Raw genomic sequence first — 26054 nt, forward strand, 5'->3', positions numbered from 1 at the left:
ATTGCCCAGCTTCGCTTGCAAGCAAGCTCCTACAGTGCACAAACACACCTTGTAGGACCCATCCCAGCATGACCATCTCCCTCCCTGACTACGTCCGCGACGACATTCAGCGCAATGTGACCTTTGCTCTGGAAGAAGATATCCGCGATGGCGATATCACCGCCCAGCTCATCGACGCGGACAGTCGCAGCACGGCCACCATCATTACCCGCGAAGACACCGTCATGTGTGGCACGCCCTGGGCCGACGAAGTCTTCCGGCAGTTGGGCGACGTGGACGTTGAATGGCATGTCCAGGATGGCGACCGCCTCTCAGCCGATACCACTTTGTGCACCCTGCGCGGCAACACCCGCAAGATTCTCACTGGCGAGCGCACTGCCCTCAATTTCCTGCAAACCCTGATGGGCACCGCCACCACCGCCCGCCGCTACGCGGATGCCGTGGCCGGCAGCCAGGTCACCATCCTCGACACCCGGAAAACCCTGCCCGGCCTGCGCGCCGGCCAGAAGTACGCCGTGTTGTGCGGCGGTTGCCAAAACCACCGCATCGGCCTCTACGACGCCTTCCTGATCAAGGAAAACCACGTCACCGCCTGCGGCGGCATCACCGCCGCTATTGAACGGGCGCGGGCACTGGCACCGGACAAGAAGATTATTGTGGAAGTGGAAAACCTGGCGGAGCTGGAGGAAGCCGCCGGGCTTAAACCGGACCAGATCATGCTGGATAACTTTAGTGTGAAGATGCTGGAAGAGGCGACTGGAATGGCGATTGAATCGGCGCTGGAAGTGTCGGGGAATTTGACTGTGGATAATGCGGGTGGACTACCGAAGAGTCGGCACTGGTTTTTGTCTTCTGGGGCGTTGACGAAGCATCTTCAGGCCACAGATTTGTCGCTGCGATTACTGCCAGTAAATCCTCGCCAAGCCGAACCTAGAAAAAGCTCCAAATGATGCAGTGTCAAAGCCCTTTATCAGTCATTCCAGGGAATCCAGCCAACCCCCCAAAAGCGGGGAGCCCACATCTTGCCGTTCTCTGTCAGCTGCTGATACGTATTTTCCTGCAAATGAGGCACATCAAAAAACAGCACATATCCCAATATCACCAATACCGGCAATGTCATTAAACGTAGAGAGACCACTTGAAAATTTGAATCTGGGCCGCACCCAGGCCAACGAGCCAACGCTAAACCAAGAAAAATTGCTAGCCACGTCTCTACATAAGGCATTACAAAGATCCCGTCAACCTGAGCCAGCACCAGCGCCCCCAGAATAGAAAGCCATAAAGAAGCATCCATATCTTGCGCATCCTGCTGACGCAGAAAAGATAGTGCATGCCACACTCCCACCCCTCCTAATAGTAATGCAATTAACGTTGCCCCCACTCCCCATTCTGAAAGCCATTGCAAAACTACCTGATGTGGATGAGCGGCCACTGAATTTACTATAGCGGAAAAATGCATGGGCCCAACTCCCAACCAAGGATTCGCGGTTGCCATATCCCAAGCCAGGCGCCAAATCACATCTCTGTTGGACAGCCCCATGCGCAGGCTATCCTGCACAAGAACTTCCGCCCCAAGCCAATCAGGCACCACCCTGAACAAGAGATAAAAGCTCAACGCTCCAGCCAAAGCCGCCACAACCTGGACAACCAGCAAGCGCCAGAAGCGGGGAAAAACAACCACCAACAAAAGACTGGAAACCATAAGACCAAGCCAAAGGCCTCGACCGGCCAAACTTAACGCCAAACACCACTGCACAACAAGACCACAAAAAAAGAGTACCGCAAACCCACTATTCAACCGCCCGCAAAAGCGAAAATGATACAGGGTCAACCATGCCAGAGCAGGCATCGCCAACACTTGAAACTGAGCCAGAAAGCGAGGATTAGAAAACCCGCCGAACAACATTTCTGCCGTAAAAAAATGCATTCCGGAAAAAACAACCGTCAGGTATGAAACCAAGAACTGAAACACAGAAAGAACCGCGCAGGCTCCAACCAAATGCACAACATATTGTTGCCATCGAAATTCTCTGGCGAGCTGCCCAACAAGGAGCGCCAAAAGGAACAGACCTAAATATCTAGCCCACTCAATAAAAGCCCATGCAGGGTGTTTTGCACAAAGGGAAGACATGGCGCCCAATAAAAAGAGAAGAGACACGCCACTAAATGCGCATAAGTTCAGATTACGTAAGGGCACTTTCCACGCAACCAGAGCAACAACCCACAGCAAAGCAATCTGGAAAATTCTCTGTTGATCGTGCCAGCCAACATCGTCATACCAAACGATCAACATAGACGAAGCAAAAATCGCTAGTGCACAATATAAAAGAACATTCAGTAAAGGCCGCTTTACCACCATATCCATTCCATATGCTTGTATCAGTAATAGTCTAAAACGAAAAACGGGGCCCGAGGGCCCCGCACAATTCAGCTATCTAGGTAGCTAAATAGATTAAACAACCAAATTGATCAGGTACCGCGGCAAGCGGAAGGACGGTATTTCTGTTCAATCGTACCGCCGAGGCAAGACCAAGAGGCACCTCCGTTTGCAGTAACCAACGTTAAGGTTTTACCGGAAGCACGACCAGTAGACATCTGTGCCGTTACGGTACCCGCAGGGTACGTACCAGTAACACCGCCAGTAATGGCTGCATACTGGCCACTGAGGTTCGCGATCAACTCAGTCCCACCAGATGTCTGATCCGGAGCACCCGTTGTTTGAACCAGAGCAGTCGGCCACGCGCCCTTATCTGAACCATATTCGGCCAAGGGAGCCTTAAGACCCGAAGTCAAGGAAACGGCTTCCGCAACCTGAGCACGGGTGATGTAGTCCTGGTAGGCAGGGATAGCTACCGCCGCCAAGATCCCGATGATCGCAACCACGATCATCAGTTCGATAAGGGTGAAACCCTGTTGCATTTGCTTCTTCATTTTGTTTTCTCCAATCATTGGCAAACTTTTTTGAGCCCACCCTTGGCGAGCATCTACATTAGGTCAAAGCACGGAGCGTGCCAACTTGTCCCTGCTGGGCAGAAATTCTCAGGAGGCGGGTATTTCCTGTGGCCCGGAGGGGCTCGACTGGCAAGACCTCTCCAGCAAGAAAACCTCATCTTCGTCACACTGAATGTCACCAGGTGACCCTCAGCGTCACCACTCAACCAAGGGCTGACATTATTTGTCGGCCATTACCGGCCTTGCATGCTGCACCATACTTTTACTTAATACTGCCGCCCACTGCCCCACCACCGACATCTATCCTCCAATGCGTAGCAAGAGACTGCGAAGGAACCTCTGAAAAACGTCATGCCGGACTCGATCCGGCATCTCCAACTACGAAGTAATGCGGTCTCCAGCAGGAAGCCCCCGCATCACAAGCGAAGCTCAGAATAGACCAAGTCTGGCCCCGAAGGGGTAAGCGCAGTGAATAACTGCGGGATGACGGGAGTTTTTCAGAGGCTCCCTAAAACCAAACCTCTGCATCAAGCTGCCTTGCTCAGGACTCTTAGTTAAGAACACCCTCGTCATGCGAGCATGACTTCCCACAGCCCCAAATCCAAAGCTTGCAGGGCTATAAGCGGGAAGCGATGCCTGCATCGCGAAGGCCCAGGGCTGAATATTACCCCTTGGTGAACGGCATTATGTCCTGCACCCCACCTCTTGACTGGGGAGCCCTAAAAACTGCAGAACAGGTCGAGAAATCAGTGGCAAGGTACTGATTTTGCGACATCTGGCCTTCCCAGCCATGAATACACACGGTATGTTAGGAAAAAAGTGTTGGGCACACCAACCATACTAAGCATAAACAAGCAGGTTGCCATGACTAGCCAAACCGCCTCATTCAGCGGCTTACCGCACCGATTGATACAGCAGGGCCTGTTGGACGCCGAGAGCGCCCAGCAAATCCTGCAGCAGGCACGCCAAGAGAAAACCAGTTTGGTTCGACAGATTGTTGCCAGCGGCAAACTCACCGCTCAACAAGTAGCCGGCGCCGTAGCAGAAGAGTTTGGCGACCCCATTCTTGACCTGAGCAGCTTTCAGCGCGATAGCCTGATCAAGGACCTTGTCGACCCCAAACTGATCAACAAGCATCATGTACTCCCGCTGTACCGGCGAGGCAGCCGCCTTTTTGTGGCGGTATCAGACCCCACCAACCTACCCGCCCTGGAAGAGATCCGTTTTAACACCGGTCTAAACGTTGAGACGGTGATTGTCGAAGAAGACAAGCTGACCCAATGGATCGATGCGCTAGAGTCTGAAAACGAAGAGGATGCCTTTGGCGATCTGGATGACGGACTGGATAACCTGGACATCGACGGGGGCGAAGAAAAGAAGGACGAAACCCAGTCCGGAGCAGATGATGCCCCCATTGTTCGCTTCGTCAACAAGCTCCTTCTTGATGCCATTAAGGGGGGTGCGTCGGATTTGCACTTCGAGCCCTATGAGAAGACTTACCGGATCCGTTTTCGACAGGACGGTATTCTGCAAACCGTATCGAAGCCGCCGATCAATATTGCCAGCAAACTCTCCGCCCGCCTGAAAGTGATGTCACGGCTGGATATCTCCGAGCGCCGGGTGCCTCAGGACGGTCGTATCAAGCTGAAAATTTCCAAGACCCGGGCCATCGATTTCCGGGTTAACACCTGTCCTACCCTGTTTGGCGAAAAAATTGTACTTCGTATCCTGGACCCCGAATCCGCAAAAATGGGCATCGAGGCGCTGGGCTACGAAGACGAACAAAAACAGATGTACCTGGATGCCCTGCACAAACCCCAAGGCATGATTCTGGTCACCGGCCCCACCGGCTCCGGCAAGACCGTATCGCTCTATACTGGCGTGAACATCCTCAATACGCCGGAACTCAATATTTCCACGGCGGAAGACCCAGTAGAAATTAACCTGGAAGGGGTAAATCAGGTCAACGTGAACCCGAAGCAGGGCATGAACTTTTCATCCGCACTGCGCGCTTTCCTCCGTCAAGATCCTGACGTAATTCTGGTGGGGGAAATTCGGGATCTGGAAACCGCTGAAATTGCGGTGAAAGCCGCACAGACCGGGCACCTGGTGCTTTCCACTCTGCATACTAACAGTGCCCCGGAAACGCTCACCCGCCTGCGCAACATGGGGGTGCCCTCCTTCAATATTGCCACCTCTGTATTGTTGATTATTGCCCAGCGCCTGGCGCGCCGCCTGTGTGAAAGCTGCAAAGCGCCAGTGGATGTCCCCAAACAATCCTTGCTTGAGATGGGTTTCACAGAAGAAGACATCACCAGCGGGTTTACTGTGTACGGCCCACAAGGGTGCGACAAATGCAAGAACGGCTACAAGGGCCGCGTGGGGGTTTACGAAGTGGTCAAAATCACGGACGGCATCGCGCGTATCATTATGGAAGAAGGCAACTCCATTGAAATTGCCGACCAGTGCCGAAAAGAAGGCTTTAACGACCTTCACCGTTCCGGCCTGGTTAAAGCAATGCAAGGTGTGACCAGCCTGGAAGAAATTAACCGTGTCACCAGCGGACATTAATTATGGCAACTAAAGCAGCACAACAAAAATCAGCCACTTTCACCTATGAAGGTTTGGACCGTCAAGGCAAGAAAGTTAAGGGGGAAACCTCCGGGAAAGGCGCCGCTCTTGTACGCGCAGAATTGCGCAAGCAGGGTATCAATGCTAAAAAGGTAGTGAAAAAGCGGGAAATCAATCTGGGCGGCAAGAAAAAAATCACCCCCATGGATATCGCTATTTTTACCCGCCAGATGGCGACCATGATGAAAGCCGGCGTACCGCTGGTACAAGCTTTCGAGATTGTTGCGGACGGTCTGGACAACCCGTCAATGAAAGACGTAGTACTAAAAATCAAAGCAGACGTGGAGGGTGGTAATAATTTTGCCGGCGCCTTGCAAAAACACCCTCTACTTTTTGATGATCTTTATTGCAGCTTGGTCGACGCTGGGGAACAATCCGGCGCCCTAGAAACCATGCTGGATCGAGTAGCGCTATACAAAGAGAAAAGTGAAGCACTAAAGCAAAAAATCAAGAAAGCGATGAAGTACCCCATCGCAGTTATCTGTGTTGCAGTCATTGTTACCGCTATTCTATTAATTAAAGTTGTCCCCACCTTTCAAGAACTTTTTGAAGGATTTGGTGCCGAACTGCCTGCATTCACTCAGTTTGTAATTGGTTTATCTGAATCACTTCAAGCTAATTTTATTTTGATTCTGGCATCGCTAGTCGGCTTCGCCATCGCTTTCAGCCAAGCACGGAAGCGGTCCGAGGGGGTTAGAAACTGGATTGATCGCACCTTATTAAGGCTACCTATCATTGGTGATATCACCTTTAAAAGCACAATCGCCCGTTACGCTCGAACTCTTGCAACTACCTTTGCAGCTGGCGTACCACTTATCGACGCCCTTGACGCTTGTGCAGGCGCCACTGGCAATGTGGTGTACCGCAATGCTGTACTGCAAGTAAAGGAAGACGTCTCTACTGGTCAGCAACTCCAGTTCGCCATGCGCAGCACCGGTGTTTTCCCTGCAATGGCGCTGCAAATGACTGCCATTGGTGAAGAATCCGGTGCCCTGGATGCCATGCTGGAAAAAGTCGCCATTTACTACGAAGATGAAGTAGACAACGCGGTCGACGGCCTGACCAGCATGATGGAGCCTCTGATCATGGCAGTGCTGGGCGTACTGATTGGCGGCTTGATTATCGCCATGTACCTTCCCATCTTCCAGCTGGGGGCAGTGGTATAACGTGTCCGAAACACTCAACCTTCTCTTTTCCAGCCCGACCCTTTTGGTCGGGCTTTGTGTTGTTATGGGGCTGCTGGTAGGCAGTTTTTTGAATGTTGTCATTCATCGTTTGCCGTTGATGATGGAGCGGAGCTGGAAGCAGGAAGCCCGCGAGATCCTGGAGCTGCCAGCGGAAGACAGTGGCGGCATTTTCAACCTGGTGACACCGCGCTCGCGCTGCCCGAAATGCAGCCATGCGATCAGTTGGTATGAAAACATCCCCGTGTTTAGCTGGCTGGCCCTGCGCGGCAAGTGCAGGGGCTGCAAAACCCCGATCAGCAAGCGCTACCCCATTATCGAACTTGTCAGCGGTGTGCTCGCCGGGCTGTGTGCCTGGCACTTTGGTTACGGCCCTTGGCTGGTGTTTACCCTTTTTGCCACCTGGGTATTGCTGGCCGCCGCCATGATTGACGCAGACACCACCCTGCTGCCGGATAGCCTGAACTACTGGTTGCTTTGGGCAGGCTTGTTGGCGGCCGTTATGGGCGTATCGCCGGTTTCATTGAGCGATGCGGTAATCGGCGCCATGGCCGGGTATCTTTCGCTTTGGAGTGTGTACTGGCTGTTCAAGCTGATCACCGGGAAAGAAGGCATGGGCTACGGCGATTTCAAGCTGCTGGCCGCGCTGGGAGCCTGGGTCGGCTGGCAATACCTGCCCGTGATTATTCTGCTGTCATCAGTGGTCGGGCTGGTCTTCGCTATCGCCATGATGATGTTCAGCGGCGAAAAACGCACGCAAATCCCTTTCGGTCCCTATCTGGCCACCGCCGGGTGGATTGCCCTGCTCTGGGGCGATACTATCGTCAGCTCGTATCTGGGGATGTTTAAGGTCGGTTGACCTGCCGCACTGTAGAAGTCTGCTTGCAGGCGAACCGGGTTGGCAGATCAATGTCGTGGTTCGCTTGCAAGCAAGCTCCTACAGCGCTTTTTCATTCGGTAAGGAGTCAAATTCCATGTTTGTTGTCGGTCTTACCGGTGGCATTGGTAGCGGCAAGACCGCTGCCACGGATTATCTTGCACAACAGGGCATCACCATTGTGGATGCGGATCTTGCATCACGGGTGGTGGTTGAGCCCGGGCAACCCGCCTTACTCGCCATTGCCGAGCATTTTGGCCAGCATGTCATCGCCGACGACGGCGCGCTGGATCGGCGGGCACTCCGCGAGATCGTGTTTGCTGACCCGGACGCACTAAAAACCCTCGAAGGTATTACCCACCCCGCCATAGGTGATGAACTGCGCCGGCAGATCGGGGCGAGCCAATCGCCCTATACAGTGCTGGTCTCCCCTCTTCTGCTGGAAACATCGCAAAAAGCCTTGGTCGATCGTATTCTGGTCATTGATGCCTCTGCAGAATTGCAGGTAGAGCGCACCATGGCACGAGATCAGGTGCCAGAAGCTCAGGTCACGGCGATCATGAAAGCACAGCTGGCGCGAACCAAGCGACTGGATCAGGCCGATGATGTAGTGGAAAATCACGGTTCTTTGGATGCGCTCCACGAGCAACTGAGAATGCTTCATCGGCACTATCTGGCATTGGCAAAATGAATGTCGGGTTACGCCGCTCCGCGGCTAACACGACCTACGGCAGTTCGCGTGCATACTCCTACAGCCATTTATTTCTGTAGGTCAGATTAGCCTAAAGGCGTAATCCGACATGAAACATTTGCCGCGAACAACAGGCTTGTTGCCAAAGCCTAACACCGCATAGACGATTCGCAGTGGACAGGAGAGTATTCCTGCCCACACAACACCCCCGTAAATGGATGAACACGCGCGCCTAACCATGACTGACAAAGCCCCGGCGAAAAAAGCCACCCAAACCTACCCCTGCCCGCAGTGCAAAAGCCTCACTCGCTGGGACAACAATCCCTGGCGGCCGTTTTGTAGTGAACGCTGCAAGTTAATTGATCTCGGGGACTGGGCGACAGAACGCCACGCTATTCCAGGTGATGATGATGCCCCTGGGGATTTTGACGAGTTTTAGCCCCCCCCCCTCAAAAGCGCCCTAACACGTCTGCAGAACACTAATCACGGCCAGAAGGCGCGGATACCCGCCACGCCCACCGCGCCGTGGTCACGGGCACTGACCAGATCGCCCGGTGTCACGCCTCCCAGTGCATAACAGGCAAGCGGCGCCCCCTTCATTAGCAACGCCGCTTGCGGCCAGCCCAATGCAGGCTTACCCGGATGTGTCGGCGTGGGCAGGACAGGTGAAACCAGCGCCATATCCAGGCCCAGATTGCTTGCCTTATCCCGGGCCACCTGATCATGCACCGCAGCACTGATGATCCCATCAAATGCGGGTCGCTCATCCAGCCGGGCCAATGTTCTGCCTGGAAAATGCAGGGCGAATACACCCAACGCCTTTGCTGTCGCCACACTCTGCGTGTCCACAGCACGCAACCAGACTTTTACGCCGCGTTGCTGACATTGCGTCACAACCGCTGCCACCTCGGCATGGTCACTCCACTGCCGCAAATACAGCCCCTGCTGCTCCCCATTCAATCGATCAATCCCGGCCAACAACTCGTGCAGAGTGATATCTTCCGGCGCGACCACTAACTGCTCAGGCAGCTGTATGGCATTCACCACCGGCTGATTGGCCGCCGGGAAGCGCAAATCCGACAGTGCATCCGGAAGAAACCACTGCACCCGCTGCCCTTCCCGTCCTTGCGGCTCACCCTGCCAGGCGCAAACATCACGAAAATGCAGGGTCACGTGGAGATCATCGTACTGGTGGGCAATCGTCATAAAAGGGCTGGACGTCGCCCCTGTCATGCCAAGCTCTTCTTCCAGCTCGCGAGCCAACGCTTCGTCCAACGCTTCGCCTTGCTCCACCTTGCCACCGGGAAATTCCCAGCGCCCACCCTGATGCTTATTGTCAGGGCGCTTGCTAATACAAATCCGGCCATCTTCGCCACGGATGATGGCGGCGACGACGGTAATGGCGGGAGTAGGTTCGGTGGTCATTTATTTGGGGCCATTCGCTCTGGCAGCAGCCGGATTAATGTGGGAGCGTGCTTGCACGCGAAGCAATGAACTGCAGCAGGGCCCGAGTAAAAGCCTTTCGCTTACAAGCAAGCTCCTACGGGGCGATGAAGCCACAGCCTCTAGGTCCGATACTCCGCATTGATCTTCACGTAGTCATAGCTAAAGTCACAGGTCCACACGGTGCACTGTGCATCACCAGACGCCAGATCCGCCCGAATGGTGATTTCCGGCTTCGCCATCACGGCGGCACCTTGTGCTTCCTCGTAGCTATCCGCCACGCCGCCCTGTTCTACCAGCGGCAAATCACCCAGCCAAACACTGACTTTGTCCACATCCAGCGCCGCAATCGGCGCCCGGCCAATGGCAGCCAAAATACGGCCCCAATTAGGGTCCGAGGCAAACAGCGCCGTTTTCACCAGAGGGGAATGGGCAATGGTTTCAGCCACCGCTCGTGCGTCGCTTTCGCTGGCGGCTCCGGTTACGGTAATTTCCACAAACTTGGTCGCGCCTTCACCGTCACGAACCAGTGCCTGAGCCAGGTCAGTGAAGACCTCTTCCAGCGCCTGGTACAGCAACTGACTGTGATCATCCAGCGCGGTAATTTCATCCATGGCAGCCTGGCCGGTGCTGATCAGCATGCAGGCATCATTGGTAGAGGTATCCCCGTCCACCGTCACCCGGTTGAAGGATTTGTCCGCCAGGGCTTTCACCCACTCATCCAACAGTGGCTTGGCTATCGGCGCATCGGTGGCGATAAAACCCAGCATGGTGGCCATGTTTGGCTTGATCATGCCGGAGCCCTTGGACATCCCTGTAATCGTCACTGGCACGCCATCCATCTCCACCCGCCGACTGGTGAGCTTGGGGTAGGTATCGGTGGTCATTATGCCTTCCGACGCCCGCCCCCAATGATGGACATCCAGTGTATCCAGCGCTTTGGGCAAGCCGGAGGCAAAGGCATCCAGCGGAAACTGTTCCCCGATAACGCCGGTTGAATACGGCAGGATTTCATCGGCATCGCAACCTGCGGCTTTCGCCAGCAATTCACAGCTGGCCAGGCAGTTTTCCAGGCCTTTTTTGCCGGTACCGGCATTGGCGTAGCCGGTGTTGATCATCAGGTAGCGTGGCGTAGTGGCAGCCAGACGGGACTTGGCTACCTGTACTGGCGCAGCACAGAACCGATTAAGGGTAAACACACCACTGACACGACTCCCCTGGGCCAGCTCCAGCACCACCAAATCCTTGCGATTGGCTTTTTTGATGCCGGCTTCCACGGCGGCAAGCCGCACGCCGGGGACTGGCAACCACTCAGACTGTGTCATCACGTTTTCCTTAACATTCAGCGACTAGCTTCTAGCTGCGAGCAACTAGTCATCATAAAGAAAAGCACCGACTTTCACCGGTGCCTTTGTTTTTCTCGTAGCTGGAAGCTCGTCGCTAGCAGCTGCTTTATTCAATCTTACCGTGACACTGCTTGTACTTCTTGCCGGAACCACAAGGGCACGGCTCATTACGCCCGACTTTACGGCCCTCCCGGACCACCGTCTTGGGCTGCTCGCCCTGTTGACGGGGCTGGGCATCGCCGTCGGTGCCCGGCTCGGCCACCGCCTGCATTTTCATTTTTTCCGCCTGCAGACGCGCCTCTTCCTCGCGCTGCTGCTCCAGACGTTCCACTTCGTCATCACGACGCACCTGGAAGCTGTGCAGCACACGAATCAGTTCATGCTGGATCTGGTTAAGCAAGCCCTGGAACAACTCGAAAGCTTCTTTCTTGTATTCCTGCTTGGGGTTTTTCTGGGCGTAGCCGCGCAGGTGGATGCCCTGGCGCAGGTGATCCATGCTCGCCAGGTGCTCTTTCCAGTGGCGATCCAGAATTTGCAGCATCAGGTGCTTCTCGATCTTGCGCAAATCCTCGGTACCGATCTCGCCTTCCTTACGCTGGTAATCCTCGTCCATGCGCTCGACCAGCTTTTCGATTAGGCCCTCGATATGCAGCTGATTGTCTTCGTTGAGCCACTGGCCAATCGGTGCATGGCACTGGAACTCCGCATCCAGGGTTTTCTCCAGGCCCGGGATATCCCACTGATCTTCCACAGAGCCCGGCGCCATGTAATCGTGGACCACTTCGGTCACCACATCGCGACGAATCCCTTTCACGGAATTTACCAGATCATCGGCTTCCAGAATCTGGTCACGCTGGCCGTAGATGACCTGACGCTGGTCGTTGGCAACGTCATCGTATTCCAGCAGGTTCTTGCGGATATCAAAGTTGCGCCCTTCCACCTTGCGCTGGGCATTTTCGATGGCGCGAGTTACCCAGCGGTGCTCAATGGCTTCGCCGTTTTCCAGGCCCAGAGAGCGCATCAGGTTGCGAATCTTGTCTGATGCGAAGATGCGCATCAGGTCATCTTCCATGGACAGGAAGAAACGGGTGTAGCCCGGATCACCCTGACGACCCGCACGACCGCGCAGCTGATTATCGATACGGCGGGACTCATGGCGCTCGGTACCGATAATGTGCAAACCGCCGGCTTCCATGACGGTATCGTGGTTCGCCTGCCACTCGGCCCGGATTTTCTCCGCTTCTGCCTCGGACGGGGTATCCATATGCTTGATCTGCTCTTCGGGATTACCGCCGAGCACAATATCCGTCCCCCGACCCGCCATATTGGTGGCAATGGTGACCGCTCTCGGCCGGCCGGCCTGGGCAATAATCTGGGCTTCGCGCTGATGGAACTTGGCGTTCAGTACCTCGTGGGCGATCTTGTCCTGCTTCAAACGCTTGGACAGATACTCCGACGCTTCAATGGTGGCAGTACCCACCAGCACCGGCGCACCTTTAGCCACCGCCTCGGTCACTTCCTTGACGATAGCGTCGAATTTTTCTTGCAGGCTCAGGTACACCAGATCATTGGCGTCAATCCGCACCATGGGTTTGTTGGTGGGGACCACGACCACATCCATGCCATAAATCTGGCGGAATTCCAGCGCCTCGGTGTCCGCGGTACCGGTCATGCCGGACAGCTTGTTATACAGGCGGAAATAGTTCTGGAAGGTGGTGGACGCCAGGGTCTGGTTTTCCTGCTGGATATTCAGCCCTTCTTTCGCCTCGATGGCCTGATGAATACCTTCGGACCAGCGACGCCCCGGCATGGTACGGCCGGTGTGTTCATCCACGATCACGATCTGGTCGTTCTGAACAATGTAATCCCGGTCGATGTGGAACAGGGCATGGGCTTTCAGCGCCGCATGCACATGATGCAGCAGCGCCAGGTTATGGGCCGCGTACAGGCTTTCGCCCTGTTCCAGCAACTGGTTGCTGACCAGTAGCGCTTCAATCTTCTGATGACCCGCCTCGGTCAGCTCAACCTGACGCTGCTTTTCGTCAACGAAGTAATCGCCTTCGCTCTCTTCTGTCTCTTTCTCCAGTTGCGGCATCAACTGATTCACCGCCTGGTACAGCTCGGAGGAATCTGCCGCCGGGCCGGAAATAATCAGTGGCGTTCTCGCCTCATCAATCAGGATGGAATCCACCTCATCGACGATGGCGTAATTCAACCCACGCTGCACCCGGTCTTCCAGGCGGAAGGCCATGTTGTCGCGCAGGTAATCGAAGCCGTATTCGTTGTTGGTTCCGTAGGTAATATCCGACGCGTACGCGGCGCGCTTCTGCTCGGTGGGCTGCTGGGACAGAATGATGCCCACGGATAACCCGAGGAATTCGTACAGGGGACGCATCCAATTGGCGTCACGCTCGGCCAGGTAATCATTTACCGTAACCACATGCACGCCTTCACCGGAGAGCGCATTCAGGTAGGCCGGCAGGGTCGCCGTCAGGGTTTTACCTTCACCGGTACGCATCTCGGAAATGCGCCCTTCGTGCAGGGCGATCCCGCCCATCATCTGCACATCAAAATGGCGCATCCCCATGACCCGGGTAGAGGCTTCGCGGACTACCGCAAAGGCTTCGGGCAACAATTCATCCAGGGTTTTGCCATCTTTAAAGGCCTGCCGGAAAGCGATCGTCTTGTGCTGCAGGTCGCCATCGGTAAGCTGCCCCAACGCCTCTGCGTGGCTATTAATGGCATCGACCAGCTTTGCCATTCGCTTGATTTCACGATCATTCTTGGTGCCGATGATTTTTTTTACGATGGTACCCAGCATAAAACTTCCGGTTCAGTAAAAGTCAGGACAAACAGCCCGGTGGCGGCAAGGTGATTCCCCCGCAAGGTGAGCCATTCTAAACACAATAGGATTGAGAGATAAGGTGGTATTCGCCGTAATCAAGGCCCGATAACGAAAAACGGCCCCATTGGGCCGTTTCCGATTTTCAGTTTTAGCGGCGAGCGCGGTAAATATAGGGCTGTGGGTTCACCTGAGCGCCGTTTTTCAGCACTTCGTAGTGCACATGCGGCCCAGTGGAACGGCCGGAATTGCCCACCTTGGCCACCGTATCACCGGTGCGAACAATGTCCCCCGGCTCCACCAGCAGCTCCATCGCGTGCCCGTAGCGGGTGGACAGGCCGTTACCGTGGTTGATCTCCACCATTTTGCCGTAACCGGAACGCTCACCGGAATAGGTCACAACGCCAGCACCGGTGGCCACGATGGGCGTGCCTTCCTTACCCGCGAAATCCACCCCTTTATGCCAGGCCACCCGGCCGGAAAAGGGATCGGAACGCCGGCCAAAACGGCTAGACATCCAGCCTTTGGTCAGCGGGCGGCCAGACAGATAAGTCTGGTCTTCCAACTGTTTATCCGCCAGCAGGTCTTCCAGGATATCCAGCTGACGCTCACGGCGTTCCAGGGTGGCCGTCATTTGATCCAGCGCCCCCATAAAGGAAGGCAACTCATAACTGGCCCCCTCATCCGGCGATTCCGGTCCACCGACACCGGGCACACTACTGAAATCGAATTCGTCACCGCCGATATCAGCCACTTCCACCAGTCTCTCACCCAGTGCATCCAGGCGAACCAGCCGAGCCTGAGCCTGGGCCAGCTTGAGCGTCAGGGCACGAAACTGCTCCTGGCTTTGCTGATCCAGCTCGGAAAGAGCTTGTTGCTGCTGCTCCAGCTGCCCCGCAAAACGCTCCGTCATTACCGGGGTAAATTCAGGCTGACCACCCACTCGATAGGCCAGAAGATAGGCGCTAACGCCAATAATCGCGGGAAACACCACCAACGCCGCAGCCAATAACCAGGGCCAATGGCGAGGAACGGGCAGTGTGCGCGAATGGCCGCGCTTGCTGTTAAGGACTATGATGTTCATAAGATTTCGTAACGCACTAGCTAAAAATCATTCAATTCAATATGTTACGCTGTTTTTTATAAATTCTTTTACAATCTTCAGGCTAGTCTAAGTAAAACTCATGAGCAAGACAACGTCGCCTAAAGCCCTGCTCGCCCTGCTAAGCGGTCATCCCGCTCTATCAGCTCTGGCGAAAGAAGCCAGGAAGAGCCCCGCCCAGGAGCAAAGTGACCCTATACATTGCCTGCCTCCGGCGTTGCGTGAGCGTGTCACCCTGGTAGAAGACCAGCATCGCTGGCTGGCCATCGCGGAAACCAGTGCCACCGCGCAACTACTACGTTTTCATCTGCCGAAATTGCAACAGGCCATGCCCGGGCAACAAATCAAGATCGTGGTAGGCGGCAAACGCCAACCCATGTCGAGCAATAACCATGCCAGCAAGCCGGCGGGGCCGCATTTGGCCCGAGAAAGCGCTCGACACATCGAAGCTGTGGCCGAAGCCATTGAGGATGACGCGCTAAAAGCGTCATTGCAGCGGCTGGCAAGCCGCGGTGAGCCCGATTGAGGAACACTAACCGTCCATCTCTCCGCCCTTGAAACGAAAAACCACCTGACTGCGGGAGACAGCCAGGTGGCCAACAGGGCTTCGACGTACAGCCGAATCGCTTCGGCCAGAGTCAGCCACCTTCCGGATCATACTGACCCGAAGCGGCCAACCTCTTTCTTTACTACTTTGCCGCCACTTATTCTGCTGCCAGAACAGGACGCATATAGGACACAGGCGCATTGGTGGCATCTTCGAACGTCACCACCTCGTAGGAGTCCTCCTGACGGAGAATTTCCCGCAACAGCGCATTGTTGAGTGCATGGCCGGATTTGTGGCCGATGAACTCGCCAATCAGACTGTGACCCAGCAGATACAGGTCGCCAATGGCGTCCAACATCTTGTGTTTGACGAACTCGTCGTCATAACGCAGGCCGTCTTCGTTGAGGATACGATACTCGTCCACCACGATGGCGTTATCCACGCTGCCACCCAGGGCCAGGTTCTGGCTGCGCAGGAACTCGATATCGCGCATAAAGCCAAAGGTCCGGGCACGGGCTACTTCTTTCACGAACGAGGTCGTGGAGAAGTCGATACTGGCCAGCTGGTTGCGATCTTCAAACACCGGGTGATCGAACTCGATGGAAAAAGTCACCTTGAAGCCGTCAAAAGGCACGAACGTCGCCGTTTTGTCGCCTTCACGCACCGTCACTTCTTTCTTGATGCGGATGAACTTCTTGGCGGCTTCCTGCTCTTTGATACCGGCAGATTGCAACAGGAAGACGAACGGACCGGCACTGCCATCCATGATCGGCATTTCCGGGGCGGACAACTCCACAAAGGCGTTATCAATGCCCAGGCCTGCCATGGCGGACAGGAAGTGCTCTACCGTACCCACTTTCACGCCATCCTGAACCAGCGTGGAAGAGAGGGTGGTTTCGCCCACCGCGTCCGCGGCAGCCTTGATCTCCACCACCGGGTCCAGGTCCACACGCCGGAACACGATACCGGTATTTACCGGTGCCGGGCGCACGGTCATGTAGACCTTTTCGCCGGTGTGAAGCCCTACGCCAGTGGCGCGGATCACGTTTTTTAGCGTTCGTTGTCTGATCATCAGTCTGTCACACAGCTGCGGGTACCCTTGAGGATACCGCTTTCCTCAACACAAAATTAGGGCGCGATTATACTGGAACACCCCGATTTTGCACCAATCTCGCCAGACCGTTAGTCGGCCTGGCGGCGCAGGAAGGTCGGAATATCAATGAAATCCAGATCTTCTGCGGTGCTCACTGCCTGCTGGCCACGGCCACCGGCAGCCTGCTGGGCGGCGCGTTTACGCTCCACAGCCGGGCGATCCAGGTCGCTGTAGTCCACCCGACCGTCTGCCGCGACAGGGGTCTGACGGCCACGTACCACTTTTAGTTCCTGCTGAGCGGCACCCAAGCCGGTCGCTACCACGGTAACGCTGATGCTCTCGCCCATATCCGGGTCGATAGCGGTACCGATGATCACGTTGGCATCGTCACTGGCCAGCTCGCTGACGATATCACCCACTTCAGAGAACTCATCCAGAGCGATGGACTCGTTGGCAGTGATATTGATCAGGATACCCCGCGCGCCGCGCAGATCCACATCTTCCAGCAGCGGGCTGGAGATAGCCGCCTGCGCCGCTTCTGCCGCCCGGCCTTCACCGCTGGCAGTACCGGTACCCATCATGGCAGTACCCATTTCGCTCATCACCGTGCGCACGTCAGCGAAATCCACGTTGATCATGCCGGGTCGAACGATCAGGTCCGCAATCCCTTTCACTGCGCCCTGCAGCACTTCGTTGGCCGCCTTGAAGGCGTCCAGCAGGCTGGTGGAGCCACCGAGAACCGCTTGCAGCTTCTCGTTGGGGATGGTGATCAGGGAGTGAACGTGCTCTTTCAGCTCTTCGATCCCCTGCTGGGCAGAGCGCATGCGCTTTTTGCCTTCGAAGGGGAACGGCTTGGTGACCACAGCCACGGTCAGGATGCCCAGTTCCTTGGCAATTTCAGCCACAACCGGGGCCGCACCGGTACCCGTGCCACCGCCCATGCCGGCGGTCACGAAGACCATATCTGCACCATCCAGCAGCTCGGCGATGCGATCGCGATCTTCCTGAGCGGACTGACGGCCGATTTCCGGGTTTGCGCCGGCGCCCAGCCCTTTAGTCACCTGGCTACCCAGCTGAATCACGGTCTTGGATGAGGCATTACGCAGGGCCTGGGCGTCAGTGTTGGCGCAGATGAAATCCACCCCTTCCACACCGGAACGCACCATGTGATCCACGGCGTTACCGCCGCCACCACCGACACCTACCACTTTGATTACCGCACCATGCGGTACGCTGTCTTCCAGTTTGAATTGCATGGTTGATCTCCCGTTGTTGCTTCCCTGTTTACTACTCATTACGTCGAAGTGTTCCGGTCATCTTGCCGCGGCCCGGAACCACCGCTTGCGCTCAGTAAACGCTGGATGCCTGATGCTTGAGGCCTGACGCTTTGGCGGCTTTGCCGCCTGTTTTACGTCCGGCTTCGGGCGTCCGGCATCCGGCGCCCCTTAAAAGTTGCCTTTGAACCAGCTCTTGATACGTTCCAGCCAGTCCAGCTCACCCCCGCCGGCCTGGGCCTTGGCGCTGGTGCCTTCCTTCTCCATGCGCTGGCCGTACAAGAGCAAGCCCACGGAGGTGGAATAAATCGGGTTCTTCACCACGTCGATCAGCCCGGAAATTCCCTGCGGCGCCCCCAGGCGCACCGGCATATGGAAGATTTCCTCGGCCAGATCCACAGCCCCTTCGATCTTCGAGGAACCACCGGTGAGCACGATGCCACCGGGAATCAGGTCTTCGAATCCGGAGCGGCGAATTTCTGCCTGCACCAGGGTGAACAGCTCGTCGTAGCGCGGCTCCACCACCTCGGCCAGGTTCTGGCGGCTGAGGGTGCGCGGCGGACGGTCGCCCACGCTGGGCACCTTGATGGTCTCGTCAGCGCCGGCCAGCTGCGTCAACGCGCAGGCGTACTTGATCTTGATTTCATCCGCATGCTGCTTGGGCGTGCGCAGGGCCATGGCGATATCGTTGGTCACCTGATCCCCGGCGATGGGAATGTTGGCCGTGTGACGAATGGCGCCTTCGGTGAAGATGGCGATATCCGTGGTGCCACCGCCGATATCGACGATGCAGACGCCCAGTTCACGCTCGTCTTCGGTGAGCACGGCGTGAGCACTCGCTAACTGCTCAAGGATGACGTCATCGACCTCCAGGTTGCAGCGCCGCACGCATTTCTCGATGTTCTGCACCGCATTCACCGCACAGGTCACCAGATGCACCTTGGCTTCCAGGCGCACACCGCTCATGCCGATGGGCTCGCGCACCCCTTCCTGGTTGTCCACCACATATTCCTGCGGCAGTACGTGCAGGGTTTTCTGGTCTGCCGGAATCGCCACCGCCTGCGCCGCGTCGATCACCCGGTCGATATCCGCCTGTGCCACTTCCCGGTCGCGAATAGCGACAATGCCGTGGGAGTTGAGGCTGCGCACATGGGAGCCGGCGATGCCGGCGTACACCGTGTGGATATGGCAGCCCGCCATCAGCTCGGCTTCTTCCACAGCGCGCTGAATGGAGCGCACGGTGGCTTCGATATCCACCACCACGCCCTTTTTCATGCCCCGTGACGGTTGCGAGCCCAGCCCGACGATTTCCAAGGTGCCATCGGCTGCTGTCTGGCCGACGATGGCAACCACCTTGGAGGTGCCAATATCGAGTCCGACAATCATGTTTTCTGTTGCTGTCGCCATGTCACCCTTTCTCCTAACTCTGCTGCTCGCGCCAGGTCACTGCCATGCCGTCCGCATAACGCAGATCAACACGAGCTACCTGGCGGCTATCCGTGCTCAGCACGCCACGATAAAGCCGCACAAAACGGCGTAATTTGGTGGTGTAATGCTCACGGTCTACCACCAGTTCCATGTCGTTATTCAGCGTCAGGCGCGCGGTCAGGCGCGCGTTGACGTCCATGCTGCGAATGCTCAGGTCCACATCCGCCAGCGTCTTGCCCATGCTGTGGTAGAAGCCCATGACTTCCTCCAGCCGTTGCTCCGGGCCGCTCAGGTGGGGCAGATCCGTCAGGTCATACTGCTTGAGCGCCTTGAACGGCTGCCCGCTGTCCGACACCAGCACTGCCTCGTTCCACACGGCCACCGGGCGACGCTCTTCCACTGTCAGCACCACGGTATCGGGCCACTGACGACGGACGGAGACCTCCTCCACCCAACTCAATCCCTGTGACTGCTGGTAAATATCTTCCAACGGCACAGAGAAATAATTCTCTTCGCGCACCAGCGCCGCCAAGGCGGTCTCGATCTGTTGCTGACGGCGTACATCGGTGACACCGTCCACGCCCACCTTGCGGATCGGGTAGCCATCCAGTGCTGACGGCAGGTAGATCACCGCCAGCAGGATGACCAGCGCCACCGAGCTCACCAGCATCCACGGCACCGCCGCTGCAATGCGCTCGCGCAGCGGTACGCCGGCCTTTTTCACCGGCTTGCGGCGGGCGCCACGCGGCGCGGGGGCGTTTCTAGCCACGACCCCGTTCCAGTGCGTCCAGCAGGATTTCACCCACCAGCACGTCAAAATCGCGGCCGGTGGCCTTTGCCGCCATGGGCACCAGCGAGTGATCAGTCATGCCGGGCACCGTGTTCACTTCCAGCAGCTGCCACTGGCCCTGCGCATCGCGCATCACATCGACCCGGCCCCAGCCACGGCAACCGGCAACCCGGAATGCGGTCAGCGCCAGCTGCCGCAGCGCCTGCTCATCAGCATCATCCAGCCCCGCCGGGCACAGGTACTCGGTGCTGTCGGACTGGTACTTGGCTGCAAAGTCATAGAACGCATGGGGCGTTTGCAGGCGGATGGCCGGCAAGGCTTCATCGCCCAGCACCGCCACGGTGTATTCCGGCCCGTTGACCCAGGCTTCCACCAGCACGTCCTGATCAAATTTTTCTGCGGCAACCAGCGCCTCGGCCAGCTCTTCAGCGTTATCCGCCTTGGCCATACCGATGGAGGAGCCTTCGTGGGCCGGTTTCACGATGACCGGGAAGCCCAGGTCTACCTCATCGCGGCCGGACACATAAAACGCCGGGGTCGGCAAACCCGCCCCTTTCCACAGTTGCTTGGTGCGCACCTTGTCCATGCCAATGGCCGATGCCATCACTCCGGACCCGGTGTAGGGAATCTCCAGATGTTCCAGTACACCCTGGATCACGCCGTCTTCGCCGCCGCGACCGTGCAGGGCAATAAAGGCGGCATCAAAGCCTTTCAGGGTGTCCACGCTCTTGTCCGCCGGATCCACCAATTCTGCGATCAAGCCCAGATTGCGCAGGCCCTGATGCACCGCCGCACCGCTCTTCAGCGACACCGGGCGCTCTGCGGATTTGCCGCCGGCCAGCACCGCCACGCGGCCCACCCGGCTCAATCGCTGTTTCAATGCACGCTTATCCATGGCTGCCTCCCTGAGCGGCCAACTGCTTGGCAATGGTGCCGACGTTACCGGCGCCCTGCGTGACGAGCAGATCTCCGTCCTGAAGCTGGCTGGCCAGCAAGGCCGGCAGCTTGTCCGGGTCATCCACAAACACCGGTTCCAGACCACGCTTGCGCAAGCTGCGGCACAGTGCCCGGGCATCGGCACCGGGAATCGGGTCTTCGCCGGCGGCATACACTTCCAGCATCAGCAACACATCCACCCCGGAGAGCACTTCCACAAAGTCCTCGTACAGGTCCTGGGTACGGGTATAACGGTGCGGCTGAAACAACATGGCCAGGCGACGGTTTGGCCAGCCATCGCGAATGGCAGCAATGGTGGCGGCCACTTCACGGGGATGGTGACCGTAGTCGTCCACCAGGGTCGCACTGCCGCCCTCGAAGTGGTATTCGCCCTGCACATCAAAGCGACGCCCCACCCCGGTAAAATTATTCAGGCCACGGATAATGGCGTCATCATCAGCCCCTTCGTCCGCCGACACGGCGATGGCCGCCAGCGCATTCAGGACGTTATGGCGGCCCGGCATGTTCAGGGACACCTCCAGTGGCTCGCCTTCGGCGCGCACTACCCGGAAATGGGTAACCATGCCGTCCTGGCGTACGTTCTCGGCACGCAGGTCTGCATCCTCGCTGAAGCCATAGCGAATCACTTGACGGTTGACCCTGGGCAGCAACTTGCGCACCACCGGATCATCCACACACATCACTGCCACGCCGTAGAACGGCAGGTTGTGGAGGAACTCGATAAAAGTGTTCTCCAGCTGGGCGAAATCGCCGCCGTAGGTGTGCATGTGGTCCGCATCGATATTGGTGACGATGGCGCTCATGGGCTGCAGGTGCAGGAAACTGGCATCGGACTCATCAGCCTCTGCCACCAGATAACGGCTCTGCCCCAGACGGGCATTGGTGCCAGCGCTATTCAGCCGCCCGCCAATAACAAACGTCGGATCCAGTCCGGCCTCAGCCATGATCGCTGCGGTCAGTGACGTGGTGGTGGTCTTGCCATGGGTGCCGGCCACGGCAATGCCATGACGGAAGCGCATCAGCTCCGCCAGCATCTGGGCGCGTGGCACCACCGGAATACGACGCTCATGGGCCGCCGCCACTTCCAGGTTTTCGGTATTCACCGCCGTGGAGGTCACCACTACATCCGCGCCATCGATATTCTCGGCACGGTGGCCGATGTCCACCCGCACACCAAGACTGCGCAGGCGCTCTACCACCGGTGATTCCTTGATGTCGCTGCCGCTGATGGCATAGCCCTGATTGGCCAGCACTTCGGCAATGCCGCACATGCCCACACCGCCGATCCCCACAAAGTGGATCCCGCGAATGCGGCGCATCTCCGGCACCGTATGAATCATGTCGTTATCGGCCATTGGCCACCTCCTCACACAGCGTGGCGGCGCGCTCAGCACTATCCGCCATCGCCTGCTCACGGGCCCGCTCGGCGATTTGCGCCAGCAGGCCACGCTCAGCAACCGGTTTCAGGGTGCCGGCAAGGCTTGCCGCACCCAGGTCCCGCTGGGGCAACAGCAACGCGGCTCCGCGCTCTGACAACCAACGGGCATTCAATGTCTGGTGGTCATCCACTGCGCTGGGCAGGGGAACAAACATGGCGGCCACGCCCGCCGCCGCCACTTCCGCCACGGTCAGCGCGCCGGCCCGACAAATCACCAGATCCGCCCAGCCGTAGGCTTCTGCCATGTCATCAATAAACTCGCTGACCTGAGCCTGCAGACCCAGCGCCTGGTAAATCGGCGCCGCTTCCGCAGTACGTCCGGCGCCGCACTGGTGGCGCACCTGTATGTCGCGCCCCAGTACCGCCAACAGCAGCTCGGGCAAATCCTGGTTCAGTACCAGCGCGCCCTGGCTACCACCCAGCACCAGCACCCGCAAGCCGCCCTGATGTTGGGCATAGCGGCGAGCAGGCTCATCCAGAGCGGTAATTTCCGGACGCACCGGGTTGCCCACCCAGCAGGCCTGCGGATTGCCAAAGGCACCCTGAAAGCCTTCCAGGGTTACCGTGGCCAGACGGGACAACAGGCGATTGGTCAGCCCGGGAACCGCATTCTGCTCATGGACCACCACCGGCACCTTGCACAGCTTGGCCGCCAGTCCGCCTGGGCCACTGGCAAAGCCGCCAAAGCCCACCGCCAGCACCGGCTGACGGGCACGAATCAACTGGCGCGCCTGTAATACAGCCCGCAGCAAATTGAAGGGGGCCGTCAGCTTGCGCTTGATGCCACCACCGCGCAGACGGGACACGGACAGCTCAGCAATCTCGTAGCCATACTGGCGCACCAGCTTGCCTTCCATGCCGTTTTCCGCGCCCAGCCAGAGGATTTCGAAGCCCCGCGCACGCAGTTGGTCGGCCACGGCCAAGGCCGGGAACACATGCCCGCCGGTACCACCCGCCATAATCAGGACGGTGCGACTCATCGTGCTGCCCTCCCCCTGGCTTTCAGGTGATCGGCTTCCGCCCCGGCGCGAAGAATAAGCCCTACCATTGCGGCTGAGATCAGCAGCGAAGAGCCCCCGTAACTGATAAACGGCAGCGTCAGGCCCTTGGTGGGCAACAGGCCCATATTCACGCCCAGGTTGATAAACGCCTGAGAGCAAAAGACGAAGGCACAGCCATAAACCACATAGGCGTGGTACAGCAGCCCGCGCTCTTCCAGACGATGCCCCACACGAAACACCCGCCAGCCCAGCAGAATAAAACCGCTGATCAGTGCCACATTGCCCAACAAGCCCAGCTCTTCAGACATCACCGCGTAAACAAAATCCGTATGCGCTTCCGGCAGATAAAACAGTTTCTGCACGCTGTTACCCAGCCCCACGCCCAACCAGTGGCCGCGCCCGAAGGCAATCAGGCTCTGGGTCAGCTGATAACCGGAACCGAACTGGTCTGCCCAGGGATCGGTAAAAGTCATCAGGCGCGCCACCCGGTAGGGTTCGGCAAAGGCCACCAGCCCGCCCAAAGCCACCGCGATCAGACCAATCAGCAGGAAGCGCAGGGTCGGCACGCCGGACAGGAACAACATGCCCATGGCGGTAATGCCCAGCACCACCACCGCGCCGAAATCCGGTTCCAGCAGCAGCAGCAGCATCAGCACACCCAGCAAGCCCAGTGGTAACAGGAAAGCTTTCCATTCGGTTTCCAGCGCGGCTTTGCGTTGCGCCACGTAGCCGGCCAGATACAGCACGAAGCACAGCTTGACGATTTCCGAGGCCTGAATGGTCAGGCCGGGCAACGCAATCCAGCGGGTAGAGCCATTCACGGTGCGGCCCAGCCCGGGAATAAAGACCATCACCAATACCACCAGGGCCACGGGCAACATCACAAAGCGCAGGCGCTCCAGCAGCGCCAACGGCACCGCGTAGTACACAAAGGTGCCGACACCCAGCCCCAGCGCCAGATAAATGCCGTGGCGTATGGCGTAATAGAAGGGGTCGCCCAGGCGTGTTTCCGCAATCTGCAAACTGGCGGAGGACACCATCACCAGCCCCGCCAGCGCCAGCAAAATAGCAGTCCACAACAACGGCTGGTCGATACCCGTGCGGTCCACTTTCAGGATCATGCGCTCAGTCATGGCACACCTCCCGGGCCCGGGCGGTGAAATCATCACCACGAGCGGCAAAACCCCTGAACATGTCAAAAGAGGCGCATGCTGGCGACAACAACACCGCGTCACCCGGCTGCGCCAGCGCATGGGCGCGGGCAACGGCAGCGGCCATATCAGCTACCAGTTCGCAGGGGGCAGCCGACATGCCCTGAGCCACGGTATTGCGGTCTTCGCCCATCAACAGGGCGGCACGCAAATATTGCCGCGCCGGCTCGGCCAGCGGGGAAAAGTCCTGCCCTTTGCCCTGACCGCCCGCCACCAGAATCACCTTGCCTTCAATGCTTTCACCGATACCGGTGAGCGCGGCCAGGGTGGCGCCCACATTGGTCGCCTTGGAGTCGTTGAACCAGCGCACGCCACCGGCCTCCGCTACCAACTGACAACGGTGCGGCAGGCCGGTAAAGGCTTTTACGGTGGCCAGGGCCTTGTCCCGGTTCAGGGACAGCGCGTCACTGATCGCCAGTACCGAGAGAATATTCATGGCATTGTGGTGGCCGGTCAGCGCCAGCTCGGACAGCGACAATAACGGCTCACCCCGACACAGCAGCTGACCGTTTTCGCTATCCAGCCGGTAATCCGCTTCCGGATGGGCACCAAAACTGATCTGGCGCGCCACGGTGGCCGGCGGACGGGTAGCCAGGTCATCACGGTTCCAGACTGCCACTTGGCAACCGTCATACACGCGCTGCTTGGCCGCCAGGTAATCGGCGAAACTGGCGTAACGGTCCAGATGGTCCTGGGACACGTTGAGAACCGTGGCCACTTCTGCGCTCAGGCTGTAAGTGGTTTCCAGCTGAAAGCTGGACAGCTCCAGCACGTACAGGCGCGCCTTGTCGTCCAGCAATTCCAGCGCCGGCACACCCAGGTTGCCGCCGATGCCCGGGTTCATCCCACAAGCATCCGCCACCTGCCCCAGCAACGTGGTCACTGTGCTCTTGGCGTTGGAGCCGGTGATCGCCACCAGCGGTTCGCTGGCCGCGCGGGCGAACAGCTCAATGTCGCCAATCACTTCCTTGCCATCCACCACCTGCTCGGCAATGGCCGGCGTGGATACCGCCACGCCCGGGCTCACGATCAGGCGACGGGCCTTGCCCATCCAGCCTTTCTTGAAGCCACCGGTGTGCACTTTCAGGTTCGGAAATTCAGCGCACAGGGCATCCAGCCCGGCCGGCTCAGCACGGGTGTCAATGGCGCGTACGGGCATCCCCTGATCCGTCAGATAACGGATCACGGAGCGGCCTGTTACACCCAGACCAATGACCAGATCAAACCCGTCTTTCGCCATAAATTGA

The 26054-nt window shown here is 57.7% G+C and carries 22 protein-coding genes; 7 read left to right on the forward strand and 15 right to left on the reverse strand.

The genetic code is table 11. The features are described from left to right. The first annotated feature begins 68 nt into the window (after positions 1-68). The gene (gene nadC, locus COA55_RS00845; protein ID WP_290500146.1) at positions 69-950 is read left to right on the forward strand and encodes a carboxylating nicotinate-nucleotide diphosphorylase; all 882 of its coding nucleotides are present in this window, start codon (positions 69-71) and stop codon (positions 948-950) included. A gap of 20 nt (positions 951-970) precedes the next feature. Here the strand turns inward: nadC and COA55_RS00850 are convergent, their stop codons facing one another. Further along, positions 971-2365, reverse strand: coding sequence for an O-antigen ligase family protein (locus COA55_RS00850; RefSeq protein ID WP_290500148.1), 1395 nt, complete (start codon positions 2363-2365; stop codon positions 971-973). A gap of 104 nt (positions 2366-2469) precedes the next feature. Continuing rightward, a complete protein-coding gene (locus COA55_RS00855) occupies positions 2470-2931 on the reverse strand; it encodes a pilin (protein WP_290500149.1) in 462 nt (153 codons plus the stop codon). A gap of 885 nt (positions 2932-3816) precedes the next feature. On the opposite strand from COA55_RS00855, the gene pilB reads away from it, so the two are divergent. The 5 genes from pilB (at position 3817) to COA55_RS00880 (ending at position 8774) form a co-directional block, all read left to right on the forward strand. Next, positions 3817-5523: a type IV-A pilus assembly ATPase PilB gene (gene pilB, locus COA55_RS00860; RefSeq protein ID WP_290500150.1), complete on the forward strand. Its 1707-nt coding sequence runs from the start codon at positions 3817-3819 to the stop codon at positions 5521-5523. Positions 5524-5525: 2 nt separating this feature from the next. Then, the gene (locus COA55_RS00865; protein ID WP_290500152.1) at positions 5526-6749 is read left to right on the forward strand and encodes a type II secretion system F family protein; all 1224 of its coding nucleotides are present in this window, start codon (positions 5526-5528) and stop codon (positions 6747-6749) included. A 64-nt stretch (positions 6750-6813) separates the two neighbouring features. Then, the gene (locus COA55_RS00870) at positions 6814-7626 is read left to right on the forward strand and encodes an A24 family peptidase (protein WP_290500153.1); all 813 of its coding nucleotides are present in this window, start codon (positions 6814-6816) and stop codon (positions 7624-7626) included. A 115-nt stretch (positions 7627-7741) separates the two neighbouring features. Next, entirely contained in the window at positions 7742-8335 is a 594-nt protein-coding gene (gene coaE, locus COA55_RS00875; RefSeq protein WP_290500154.1) for a dephospho-CoA kinase, read from the forward strand. Positions 8336-8573: 238 nt separating this feature from the next. After that, positions 8574-8774 (forward strand): DNA gyrase inhibitor YacG, encoded by a 201-nt coding sequence (locus COA55_RS00880; protein ID WP_063520129.1) that lies wholly within the window; start codon positions 8574-8576, stop codon positions 8772-8774. Positions 8775-8818: 44 nt separating this feature from the next. Here the strand turns inward: COA55_RS00880 and COA55_RS00885 are convergent, their stop codons facing one another. The 4 genes from COA55_RS00885 to COA55_RS00900 form a co-directional block, all read right to left on the reverse strand. Then, complete coding sequence (locus COA55_RS00885) at positions 8819-9760, reverse strand: Nudix family hydrolase (protein WP_290500155.1); 942 nt, start codon at positions 9758-9760, stop codon at positions 8819-8821. A gap of 140 nt (positions 9761-9900) precedes the next feature. After that, positions 9901-11103: a bifunctional glutamate N-acetyltransferase/amino-acid acetyltransferase ArgJ gene (gene argJ, locus COA55_RS00890; RefSeq protein ID WP_290500156.1), complete on the reverse strand. Its 1203-nt coding sequence runs from the start codon at positions 11101-11103 to the stop codon at positions 9901-9903. Positions 11104-11230: 127 nt separating this feature from the next. Next, positions 11231-13945, reverse strand: coding sequence for a preprotein translocase subunit SecA (gene secA, locus COA55_RS00895; protein WP_290500157.1), 2715 nt, complete (start codon positions 13943-13945; stop codon positions 11231-11233). A 172-nt stretch (positions 13946-14117) separates the two neighbouring features. Next, the gene (locus COA55_RS00900; protein ID WP_063519867.1) at positions 14118-15050 is read right to left on the reverse strand and encodes a M23 family metallopeptidase; all 933 of its coding nucleotides are present in this window, start codon (positions 15048-15050) and stop codon (positions 14118-14120) included. A 100-nt stretch (positions 15051-15150) separates the two neighbouring features. On the opposite strand from COA55_RS00900, the gene COA55_RS00905 reads away from it, so the two are divergent. Beyond that, the gene (locus tag COA55_RS00905; protein WP_290500160.1) at positions 15151-15594 is read left to right on the forward strand and encodes a hypothetical protein; all 444 of its coding nucleotides are present in this window, start codon (positions 15151-15153) and stop codon (positions 15592-15594) included. 178 nt (positions 15595-15772) lie between these two features. Here COA55_RS00905 and lpxC read toward each other — a convergent pair whose 3' ends face one another. From lpxC to murD, 9 genes are all read right to left on the reverse strand, one after another. Continuing rightward, the gene (gene lpxC / locus COA55_RS00910) at positions 15773-16687 is read right to left on the reverse strand and encodes a UDP-3-O-acyl-N-acetylglucosamine deacetylase (protein ID WP_063519865.1); all 915 of its coding nucleotides are present in this window, start codon (positions 16685-16687) and stop codon (positions 15773-15775) included. A gap of 110 nt (positions 16688-16797) precedes the next feature. After that, entirely contained in the window at positions 16798-17964 is a 1167-nt protein-coding gene (gene ftsZ, locus COA55_RS00915; protein WP_063537881.1) for a cell division protein FtsZ, read from the reverse strand. Between the two features lie 189 nt (positions 17965-18153). Beyond that, positions 18154-19389, reverse strand: coding sequence for a cell division protein FtsA (gene ftsA / locus COA55_RS00920; RefSeq protein WP_007151175.1), 1236 nt, complete (start codon positions 19387-19389; stop codon positions 18154-18156). A 13-nt stretch (positions 19390-19402) separates the two neighbouring features. Next, a complete protein-coding gene (locus tag COA55_RS00925; protein ID WP_063521397.1) occupies positions 19403-20179 on the reverse strand; it encodes a cell division protein FtsQ/DivIB in 777 nt (258 codons plus the stop codon). After that, positions 20172-21095, reverse strand: a complete 924-nt coding sequence (locus COA55_RS00930; protein WP_290500164.1) for a D-alanine--D-alanine ligase — start codon at positions 21093-21095, stop codon at positions 20172-20174. Before COA55_RS00930 ends, COA55_RS00925 begins: the two co-directional genes overlap by 8 nt. Then, complete coding sequence (gene murC / locus COA55_RS00935; RefSeq protein WP_063521395.1) at positions 21088-22512, reverse strand: UDP-N-acetylmuramate--L-alanine ligase; 1425 nt, start codon at positions 22510-22512, stop codon at positions 21088-21090. Before murC ends, COA55_RS00930 begins: the two co-directional genes overlap by 8 nt. Further along, positions 22502-23575 carry an undecaprenyldiphospho-muramoylpentapeptide beta-N-acetylglucosaminyltransferase gene (gene murG / locus COA55_RS00940; protein WP_063537879.1) on the reverse strand — a complete coding sequence of 358 codons (1074 nt, stop codon included), beginning with the start codon at positions 23573-23575 and terminating at the stop codon, positions 22502-22504. Before murG ends, murC begins: the two co-directional genes overlap by 11 nt. Continuing rightward, positions 23572-24729, reverse strand: coding sequence for a putative lipid II flippase FtsW (gene ftsW / locus COA55_RS00945; protein ID WP_290500167.1), 1158 nt, complete (start codon positions 24727-24729; stop codon positions 23572-23574). The genes murG and ftsW overlap by 4 nt, the downstream gene beginning before the upstream one ends. Then, positions 24722-26047, reverse strand: coding sequence for a UDP-N-acetylmuramoyl-L-alanine--D-glutamate ligase (murD, locus tag COA55_RS00950; protein ID WP_290500168.1), 1326 nt, complete (start codon positions 26045-26047; stop codon positions 24722-24724). Before murD ends, ftsW begins: the two co-directional genes overlap by 8 nt. Positions 26048-26054: the final 7 nt, after the last annotated feature.

Origin of the sequence: Alcanivorax sp., assembly GCF_002733835.1 — a bacterium.
Classification (GTDB): Bacteria; Pseudomonadota; Gammaproteobacteria; order Pseudomonadales; family Alcanivoracaceae; genus Alcanivorax.

Coding starts and splice junctions, on each gene's coding strand:
- COA55_RS00880 (WP_063520129.1), top strand. CDS start 8,574: ATGACTGACAAAGCCCCGGCGAAAAAAGCCACCCAAACCTACCCCTGC.
- coaE (WP_290500154.1), top strand. CDS start 7,742: ATGTTTGTTGTCGGTCTTACCGGTGGCATTGGTAGCGGCAAGACCGCT.
- COA55_RS00900 (WP_063519867.1), bottom strand. CDS start 15,050: ATGAACATCATAGTCCTTAACAGCAAGCGCGGCCATTCGCGCACACTG.
- ftsA (WP_007151175.1), bottom strand. CDS start 19,389: ATGGCGACAGCAACAGAAAACATGATTGTCGGACTCGATATTGGCACC.
- murC (WP_063521395.1), bottom strand. CDS start 22,512: ATGGCCGATAACGACATGATTCATACGGTGCCGGAGATGCGCCGCATT.
- COA55_RS00850 (WP_290500148.1), bottom strand. CDS start 2,365: ATGGATATGGTGGTAAAGCGGCCTTTACTGAATGTTCTTTTATATTGT.
- ftsZ (WP_063537881.1), bottom strand. CDS start 17,964: ATGCAATTCAAACTGGAAGACAGCGTACCGCATGGTGCGGTAATCAAA.
- COA55_RS00930 (WP_290500164.1), bottom strand. CDS start 21,095: ATGGATAAGCGTGCATTGAAACAGCGATTGAGCCGGGTGGGCCGCGTG.
- COA55_RS00865 (WP_290500152.1), top strand. CDS start 5,526: ATGGCAACTAAAGCAGCACAACAAAAATCAGCCACTTTCACCTATGAA.
- COA55_RS00870 (WP_290500153.1), top strand. CDS start 6,814: ATGGGGCTGCTGGTAGGCAGTTTTTTGAATGTTGTCATTCATCGTTTG.
- secA (WP_290500157.1), bottom strand. CDS start 13,945: ATGCTGGGTACCATCGTAAAAAAAATCATCGGCACCAAGAATGATCGT.
- COA55_RS00855 (WP_290500149.1), bottom strand. CDS start 2,931: ATGAAGAAGCAAATGCAACAGGGTTTCACCCTTATCGAACTGATGATC.
- lpxC (WP_063519865.1), bottom strand. CDS start 16,687: ATGATCAGACAACGAACGCTAAAAAACGTGATCCGCGCCACTGGCGTA.
- ftsW (WP_290500167.1), bottom strand. CDS start 24,729: ATGACTGAGCGCATGATCCTGAAAGTGGACCGCACGGGTATCGACCAG.
- nadC (WP_290500146.1), top strand. CDS start 69: ATGACCATCTCCCTCCCTGACTACGTCCGCGACGACATTCAGCGCAAT.
- pilB (WP_290500150.1), top strand. CDS start 3,817: ATGACTAGCCAAACCGCCTCATTCAGCGGCTTACCGCACCGATTGATA.
- argJ (WP_290500156.1), bottom strand. CDS start 11,103: ATGACACAGTCTGAGTGGTTGCCAGTCCCCGGCGTGCGGCTTGCCGCC.
- COA55_RS00905 (WP_290500160.1), top strand. CDS start 15,151: ATGAGCAAGACAACGTCGCCTAAAGCCCTGCTCGCCCTGCTAAGCGGT.
- murD (WP_290500168.1), bottom strand. CDS start 26,047: ATGGCGAAAGACGGGTTTGATCTGGTCATTGGTCTGGGTGTAACAGGC.
- COA55_RS00885 (WP_290500155.1), bottom strand. CDS start 9,760: ATGACCACCGAACCTACTCCCGCCATTACCGTCGTCGCCGCCATCATC.
- murG (WP_063537879.1), bottom strand. CDS start 23,575: ATGAGTCGCACCGTCCTGATTATGGCGGGTGGTACCGGCGGGCATGTG.